Origin of the sequence: Faecalibacillus sp. H12, assembly GCF_013361255.1 — a bacterium.
Taxonomy (GTDB): domain Bacteria; phylum Bacillota_I; class Bacilli_A; order Erysipelotrichales; family Coprobacillaceae; genus Faecalibacillus; species Faecalibacillus intestinalis.
This window is the reverse complement of the sequence record NZ_JABWDK010000016.1, coordinates 35,922-43,535: the sequence shown is the minus strand read 5'-3', so window position 1 is coordinate 43,535 and position 7,614 is coordinate 35,922. Positions and strand designations below refer to the sequence as shown.

General features: G+C 29.1%; 10 protein-coding genes and 1 pseudogene. 8 read left to right on the top strand and 3 right to left on the bottom strand.

Features of this window, described 5'->3' with window-relative positions:
* Window positions 1-83 precede the first annotated feature (83 nt).
* Window positions 84-503, bottom strand: coding sequence for a hypothetical protein (locus HUU89_RS10320; protein ID WP_175301689.1), 420 nt, complete (start codon window positions 501-503; stop codon window positions 84-86).
* Between the two features lie 54 nt (window positions 504-557).
* On the opposite strand from HUU89_RS10320, the gene HUU89_RS10315 reads away from it, so the two are divergent.
* The 5 genes from HUU89_RS10315 to HUU89_RS10295 all read left to right on the top strand — a co-directional run bounded on the left by HUU89_RS10315 (window position 558) and on the right by HUU89_RS10295 (window position 4,305).
* Entirely contained in the window at window positions 558-758 is a 201-nt protein-coding gene (locus tag HUU89_RS10315) for a DUF1146 domain-containing protein (RefSeq protein ID WP_032089671.1), read from the top strand.
* A gap of 23 nt (window positions 759-781) precedes the next feature.
* Window positions 782-1,678, top strand: a complete 897-nt coding sequence (gene spoIID / locus HUU89_RS10310) for a stage II sporulation protein D (protein WP_119362648.1) — start codon at window positions 782-784, stop codon at window positions 1,676-1,678.
* 33 nt (window positions 1,679-1,711) lie between these two features.
* Window positions 1,712-2,341 carry a M23 family metallopeptidase gene (locus HUU89_RS10305; protein ID WP_032089673.1) on the top strand — a complete coding sequence of 210 codons (630 nt, stop codon included), beginning with the start codon at window positions 1,712-1,714 and terminating at the stop codon, window positions 2,339-2,341.
* Between the two features lie 105 nt (window positions 2,342-2,446).
* On the top strand, window positions 2,447-3,436 hold the full coding sequence (locus tag HUU89_RS10300; protein WP_022001045.1) for a rod shape-determining protein: 990 nt from the start codon (window positions 2,447-2,449) through the stop codon (window positions 3,434-3,436).
* Window positions 3,437-3,525: 89 nt separating this feature from the next.
* Window positions 3,526-4,305 carry an HAD family hydrolase gene (locus tag HUU89_RS10295; RefSeq protein ID WP_175301688.1) on the top strand — a complete coding sequence of 260 codons (780 nt, stop codon included), beginning with the start codon at window positions 3,526-3,528 and terminating at the stop codon, window positions 4,303-4,305.
* Between the two features lie 129 nt (window positions 4,306-4,434).
* On the opposite strand, the gene HUU89_RS14755 is transcribed toward HUU89_RS10295, so the two are convergent.
* Both HUU89_RS14755 and HUU89_RS15450 read right to left on the bottom strand, forming a co-directional pair.
* Window positions 4,435-5,013, bottom strand: coding sequence for a site-specific integrase (locus HUU89_RS14755; RefSeq protein WP_217498472.1), 579 nt, complete (start codon window positions 5,011-5,013; stop codon window positions 4,435-4,437).
* Between the two features lie 9 nt (window positions 5,014-5,022).
* A pseudogene (locus HUU89_RS15450) lies at window positions 5,023-5,121 on the bottom strand (hypothetical protein); the annotation flags it as partial.
* 133 nt (window positions 5,122-5,254) lie between these two features.
* Between HUU89_RS15450 and HUU89_RS10285 the strand changes: the two are divergent.
* The 3 genes from HUU89_RS10285 to HUU89_RS10275 are packed head-to-tail and all read left to right on the top strand — an operon-like array spanning window position 5,255 to window position 7,613.
* Window positions 5,255-5,461 (top strand): helix-turn-helix domain-containing protein, encoded by a 207-nt coding sequence (locus HUU89_RS10285; protein ID WP_175301692.1) that lies wholly within the window; start codon window positions 5,255-5,257, stop codon window positions 5,459-5,461.
* A gap of 17 nt (window positions 5,462-5,478) precedes the next feature.
* On the top strand, window positions 5,479-5,763 hold the full coding sequence (locus HUU89_RS10280; RefSeq protein WP_175301687.1) for a hypothetical protein: 285 nt from the start codon (window positions 5,479-5,481) through the stop codon (window positions 5,761-5,763).
* Between the two features lie 11 nt (window positions 5,764-5,774).
* On the top strand, window positions 5,775-7,613 hold the full coding sequence (locus HUU89_RS10275; RefSeq protein WP_175301686.1) for a site-specific DNA-methyltransferase: 1,839 nt from the start codon (window positions 5,775-5,777) through the stop codon (window positions 7,611-7,613).
* Window position 7,614: the final 1 nt, after the last annotated feature.

Here is a 7,614-nt window from a genome sequence, read left to right as displayed (position 1 = left end):
CACATGCCTTTCACGCATGCATTCACGGGTTCGAATCCCGTACGAGTCACCATTTGTAAATCACATCACTTCGGTGATGTTTTTTATTTATTTGCGATTTCTTCATCAAGTATATTCAAATATATATTTGTTAGTTTTGTGTTTCTTTGATCAATTATAGAAGAAATATAGGAGGTTAGGTTTTTTATTTGTTCGTCGTTATTCGCGTTAAAACTTTCACTGCAAAATATTTTCGTGCTTGATCCTTCATACTCTAACATCCAATATATATTTTTTTTAAAACTTCCTTGATTAACAGGCTCTTTTACAATTGGATGATAACTTGATGTGTTTAATTCTTGATAATAACGATCAAGATAAGAAACATTATTAAGTGTTTCTTCTTGGTAAAGTTTCATCTGAGTTTGTAATATATTTGTAGGAGCTTGGGTTGCAAGAAGTTCGTACATACTTGATGAATAGAGTCGATTATAGATAAGATATTGTAAAGTTTTATTTGTCAAAATGATCACCCTGTTTATTATATGCAGATTGATGGGTTATATGAGGAGAAATATATGTCATATCAGATATTAAAGTTAATTGTTTATTTGTTTTCTATTTTATCTTCAATGTATGGGTTAAGTTGTTTTCATTATGAAAAATATATTCTTAAGGGAAAATTAAAACAATTTTATTGTTTATATCTTGTTGCTTCTGTATCTTTGGGTTATTTATTTGCATCTTTTATTTTAGATTTTGTAACAATACATTTTTAATTTAAGTTTTCATATATTAAAATATGAAAACTATTTTTTTTAAATTATTACTTATTCTATTTATTTTATTAGCGATTATTTTGTTGTATCAACCAACTAAAGAGAAAGATTCTTTATATAAAGGAAAAGAAAATGAAGATGTTTATGTAAGTGTACAAGTTGGAGATAATACACAAAAAATTCTTTTAGATGACTATTTATTAGGGGTCGTTGCTGGAGAAATGCCGGCAAGTTTTGAACTTGAAGCAATTAAAGCACAAGTTGTCGCAAGTCGAACTTTTGTTTATTCGCGTTTATTAAGTGTAGATAATACAACCAATACACAAGTTTATCTAGATGATGAAAAGATGAAGGTTTCATGGAGTGATCATTATGAAGAATATAAAGAGAAAGTTCAAAAAGCTATTGTAGAAACTAAGGGGGAAATCTTAACTTACCAAGGAAAGTGTATTTCAGCTCTTTTTTATTCAAGCAGTAATGGAAAAAGCGAAAATGTAGAAAACTATTTTAAAGGTTCAAGTCAACCGTATTTGGTTTCTGTAGATTCACATTGGGATCAAGAATATGATCCTCAGTTTATAAGAAAAGTAAAATATACTAAAGCACAGCTTAATTCACTTTTTGGAGGTTCGTTTCAATATCGTTTTTTAGAACACTATCCTAGTGGGAGAGTTAAATCTATTCTTATTAATCAAAAACAATATAGTGGTAGGGAAGTAAGAGAAAAACTACAATTGTCTTCAAGTGATTTTGAAATAGTTAAAGAAGGAAATTCTTATATTTTTGTGACTAAAGGATGTGGACATGGAGTTGGGTTGTCTCAATATGGTGCACAAGGAATGGCAAAGGAAGGATATAATTATCAAGCTATTTTAAAACACTATTATCAAGGAGTAGAGATTTCAAAGAATAAAGAATGATTTTATGGTTACACTTCTTAAGAGGTGAAAAGCATGAAAGGATTATTGAAGAGGAATAAAAAAACATTTATTTTTATGACTTCACTTTTATTATTTTTAATAGGTGCCGGTGTTATTCAGGAAATTGTTAAGAATTTAAAACCATTCGAGGATGTACCAGTAGTTTCGGTAGAAACAAAAGATGAAAATAAAAATCAAGGAAGTGAAATCTTAAAAAAACCAGTTAATGATGATGTTAAAGTAAGTAAGGGTTTTTATGATACGTCTTTAGATGATAAAAAATTAGAAGAAGCACTTGTTTATTTTGAAGGAGTCTATCGTCCTAATGATGGGATTGATTATACAAAGGATAATGAAAGCTTTGATGTTTATGCGAGTGCAAGTGGGACTGTTATTAGAAAAGAAAATGATTCTTTATTAGGGTGGATTGTTACGATTGAACATCAAAAAGGTATTCAAACAATTTATCAATCTTTAGATGATATTAAAGTTGAAAAAGGAGATCAAGTGAAACAAGGAGATGTTATTGGAAAAGCAGGAAATAATGTTTATCAATCAACATTAAAAAAACATTTACATTTTATTGTTTCAATTGATGATAAAACTGTAAATCCTGATAAATATTTTAATCAAAAAATTGAAAAAATTAAGACGTCATCATGATAAATTTATATTTATAAAAAAATTAGTGTCTTTTGTTTTTTTGCCTTGTAATTCAATAAAATCGTGATACAATATTGAGGAAAAAACATACAAGGAGGAGAAATAATGGCATTATCAAAAGAAATTGGTATCGATTTAGGTACTGCAAATATATTAATTTATGTCAAAGGTGAAGGTATTGTAGTCAATGAACCTTCAGTAGTGTCAATAGATGAAGAAACTAAAAAGCCATTAGCTGTAGGACAAGAGGCAAAAGATATGTTAGGTAAAACTCCTGGTAGGGTTCAAGCAATTAGACCATTAAAAGATGGAGTTATTGCAGATTTTAGAATTACTGAAATCTTATTAACTCATTTTATTAATAAATTAAATTTAAAAGGAATTTTTGCTAGACCAACAATCTTGATTTGTTGTCCATCTAACATCACTTCAATTGAAAAATCAGCAATTAGAGATGTTGCTGAAAGATGTGGAGCTAAAAAGGTATTTATCGAAGAAGAACCAAAAGTAGCAGCAATTGGAGCTGGTCTTGAAATTAATAAACCAACAGGTAATATGGTTATTGATATCGGTGGAGGAACTACTGATATTGCAGTATTATCTTTAGGTGATATTGTAACAAGTTCATCTTTAAAAATTGCTGGTGACGTCATGGATGCGGACATTATTAAATTTGTTAAAGATAAATATAAATTATTAATTGGAGATCGTACTGCTGAACAAATTAAATTAGAAATTGGTTCTGCTGTAAAAGGATCATCTGATAAAACATTTGAAGTACGTGGTAGAGACTTAGTAACTGGATTACCACATACAATTACTATTACATCAAACGAAACTGAATTAGCACTTAGAGAAACTTGTGCAACAATTGTTAAAGAAACTAAACATGTTCTTGAACAAACACCACCAGAATTAGCTGCTGATATCGTATCACGTGGTATTTTCTTAACAGGTGGAGGAGCTTTATTAACTGGTTTAGATAGATTATTAGAATCTGAATTAAATGTTCCTGTATTCGTAGCAGATGATGCATTAAATTGTGTTGCTAATGGATGCGGTGTGATGTTAGAAAACTTACACTATATGAAATAGACTGTTCTTTTTGAACAGTTTTTTTCTTATCTAGAAATTATACAAATTGAATAGTTAAAAATGATACAATCTCATCTGAGGTGAAAATGGTGAAAAAAGTATTATTTTTTGATATAGATGGAACATTATTAAATAGTGAATTAAAAATACCGGAGGGAGTAAAAAGAGAACTTAAAAGATTGAAAGAGGCTGGACATTATTTATTTGTTGCCTCAGGACGACCTTTAGCTTTTATTTCAAATCAAATCATTGATGCCGGTTTTAATGGTTTTGTTTTATGTAATGGGGCACATGTGGAATTGAATCATGAAATTATTTATGAAAATAGAATTCCTTATGAAAAAGTGAAAGATTTAATGAAGATGCTAGAAAGTATTGATTGTGAATATGATTTTGAAACAGCAACGGATTGTTATATTGATCCTGCTTATCATAATTTTATTGAATTCTTTAAAATTTGTGATATTCGTCATGAAAAATTAATAACAAATTTTGATAAAGAAGAAGTAATGCATCGTTCTTTAAAAATAGAAATAAGTGCTAAAAAAGATCATGATAAAATTATTGATTATATTGCTGATAAATTTTATTTTGATCATCACGGAACAGCTAATTTATTTGAAATATGTGCTTTAGATACTTCTAAGGCAACGGGTGTAGAAAAAATTCTAGAACATTTGAATATTGATAAAGATCATAGTTATGCTTTTGGAGATGGCTTAAATGATTTAGAAATGATTAAATATGTAGGTCATGGAATTGCTATGAAAAATGCTGTTAAAGAGTTAAAAGATGTGGCTGATGAAGTGATTGGTCATGTAGATGAAAATGGTTTAGAAGAATATTTAAAGACAATTGAGTGGGAATAAAAATATAATGTAATTAAAACCTCTGAAAATGCCTTATTTACAGGCTTTTCGGAGGTTTTTATCTTTTCTAAAACCTGTCATCGTACCAAAAGTGTACCACCTAGAGAGAAGATGCTTTATTCCCGTAGCTTAAACCATAAGTGAAGATAACATATCAGCAATTTCATTTTGCTTATTCGGATATAAATGCGAATAGATATTTAATGTTGTTTGTATATCTTCGTGTCCAAGGCGTTCACTTATCGCAAGAGGTGGAACGCCTTTTTCAATAAGAAGACTTGCGTGGGAATGTCTTAAATCGTGAATACGAATCTTTTTAACTCCGGCTAGTTCACTATACTTTTTCATTGTACGATAGAGTGAACTTTTCGTTGTTGGAAACAATCTTTCGTTCGGCTTGTAGCCATAGATTGTTTGCGAATATTCTTTTACTAGATTCATAATCGGTAGTGATATAGCAACAATTCTTTTGCTCTTTGGAGTCTTTGGTTCTTTGATAATTTCTTTCTTATCCACAACGGCATAGCTTTTGTTGATGGATAATGTGTTGTTTTCAAAGTTAAAATCGTTCAGCGTCAATGCGAGCATTTCACCTTCACGAATACCACTATAAAACAAAAGATTAAAGATAAAATTCATAATGGCTAAAAGCTGATTATGAAGTGTTTTAAGGTGTGTAGGCGAATAGTTATTCTTGTGTGTAATCATTGTATTCTGCCACGTTCTAACCGTTGATACCGTGATTTTATTGATTGGCATTTTACCGAAGTAGGGAACAAGTTTTAATTTACTATAGAAAAAATAAAAACATCCTATTCTTCAAATAATGAAAAATAAGATGTTTCGTTGAGAAATTAAACATTAAATTGTAATATATAAAATAAAATTGTAAGTCAAAGAAAATAGTGGTATAATGAATAAAATTGTTATAAAAGAACGGAGGCATATGATGACTATTTCGTATAACAAACTTTGGAAACTAATGATAGATAAGAATATAAATAAAACTAAACTGCGTGAAGAAGCAGGTATCTCTTCAAATGCAATGGCTAAGCTCGGTAAGAATGAGTCCGTTCAATTAGAAGTCCTTGCAAAGATTTGCAAAACACTTGATTGCAATATTGAAGATGTATGTGAAATATTATTTGAAGAATAATTGGAGGATAGTGCAGTATGGAAAATAAAGAAGATTATAAGGATAAAGTTAAAATTCTGAATGATATAAAAGAACGTGAAAATATTATTAATAGCTACAATACTTTTGGATGTTTAGATAGAGAAAATGCGATACATAAAATACAAGAGTTGAGAATCAAAGATAGTCAAGTAGGACAAGTTACAGCAATTAAATTAGTACAGCACACAATTCCTTTTGAACAAGCTTCGGATAGTCAAATTGTTAATGAACTTATGATGCAAGTTGGTATTTTAAAAAGTGAATTGTTGACTAATAATTAGGAGGAAAAAGGATGAGCATAAACATATCAAAACTTAAACGTGATGATTTACTGAATAAAATCAATCAAATTCATACCTATATAGCTAATGCACCTCAAGATGAAAATACAGGAAAACTATTAACATATCTTTCTGAACTTGAAAAAGACATTAATGGTAAAAAGTATGGTCTTGTATTTGAGGAACATAGAGAAAAAATAGATGAAGTATTAGAAAATAATACTCCTGTTTTAACTGAAGAAAAGGAATTGTTTATCGATAACGGTGGAGAAATGAACTTTCTAATCGAAGGAGATAATCTTGCTTCTTTAAAATTATTAGAGAAAACACATAGAGGCAGCATTGATTTAATTTATATTGATCCACCATATAACACTGGAATAAAAGACTTTATTTATGATGATGATTATGTAGATAAAGAAGATGGATTCAAACATTCTAAATGGGTTAGTTTTATGACTAAACGATTAGAAATTGCACGAAAGCTACTTACTGAAGAAGGTGTAATATTTATACAAATTAGTGATATTGAATTAGCACAACTTCGTTTGTTATGTGATTCTACATTTGGAGAGGACAATTTTCTTAATATAATCAGTGTAAATATGAAAAATATTGCTGGAGCATCAGGTGGAGGAGAAGATAAAAAATTTAAAAAGAATTGTGAATACATTCTTATATATGCTAAAAACTATGATTTATTACCTATATTCAATGGTGCATATGACTATGAAGAAATCGGAGATTTAGTGCAACGTTATAGAGATGAAAATATTAGTTGGAAATATACAACCGCTCTTGTTGATCCGGGGGAGAAAATATATGTTGGATCTACAGTTGACGGAGAAGGCGATGAAATAAAAATATATAAAAGGATTAATTATGATATAAAATCAGTAAGTAAATTAATTAAAGAAGAGAATTTATCAGAAAAAGACATTTATTCAAAATATTCACATTGCATTTTCCAAACAGCAATGCCACAGAGTTCTATACGACCAAGAGTAATGGAAAAAGTGAATGAATTAGGGGTTGAAAGCGAACTATTTTCTATAGAATATACTCCTAAGTCTGGAAAAAATAAAGGAAAACTTTACGAACAATTTTACAAAGGAAAGAATTTTAGGCTTTTTGCTTGGTTAAGAGATGTAAGTGAAGAAATAGATGGTAAGTTGTATAAAAAAACATTACAAGGAACATATTGGAATTTTATTGCAGGTACAAAAAATCTTACAAAAGAGGGTAATGTAGAATTTCCTAATGGAAAAAAACCTTTAGATTTAATGAAACGAATTATTTCTTTATATCCTAAAAAAGATATTACAGTCTTAGATTTTTTTGCTGGTTCAGGAACAACGGGGCACTCTGTAATTACACAAAATGAAGAGGATAGTGGAACTAGAAAATTTATTCTTTGCACAAATAATCAAAATAATATATGTATAGAAAAAACATATCAAAGATTATCTAATGTTATAAAAGGATATGTTACAGAAAAAGGCAAAGTATTTTCTTCTATACCTGCAAGTCTTAAATATTACAAAGTAGATTATGTACCAATTTCTGACCGTATGTACTATGAATATGCTGATGAATTACTTGAACATATTCGTGAACTTGTAGAATTGGAAAATGGTGTTAATTTCACCGGTAATAAAGAAATAGCTATTGTACTTACAGAAGAAGAATTGGATCAATTTATTGCTGATATAGATAAATTTTCTGCTTGTAAGAAAATTTATATGGGACACGATATTTTACTGGATGCAGCACAAGAACAAAAGCTAAAAGACAATAAGATTGTAGTTAATATTATTCCTGATTATTACTACAAGGAATTGGAGGGGTAAA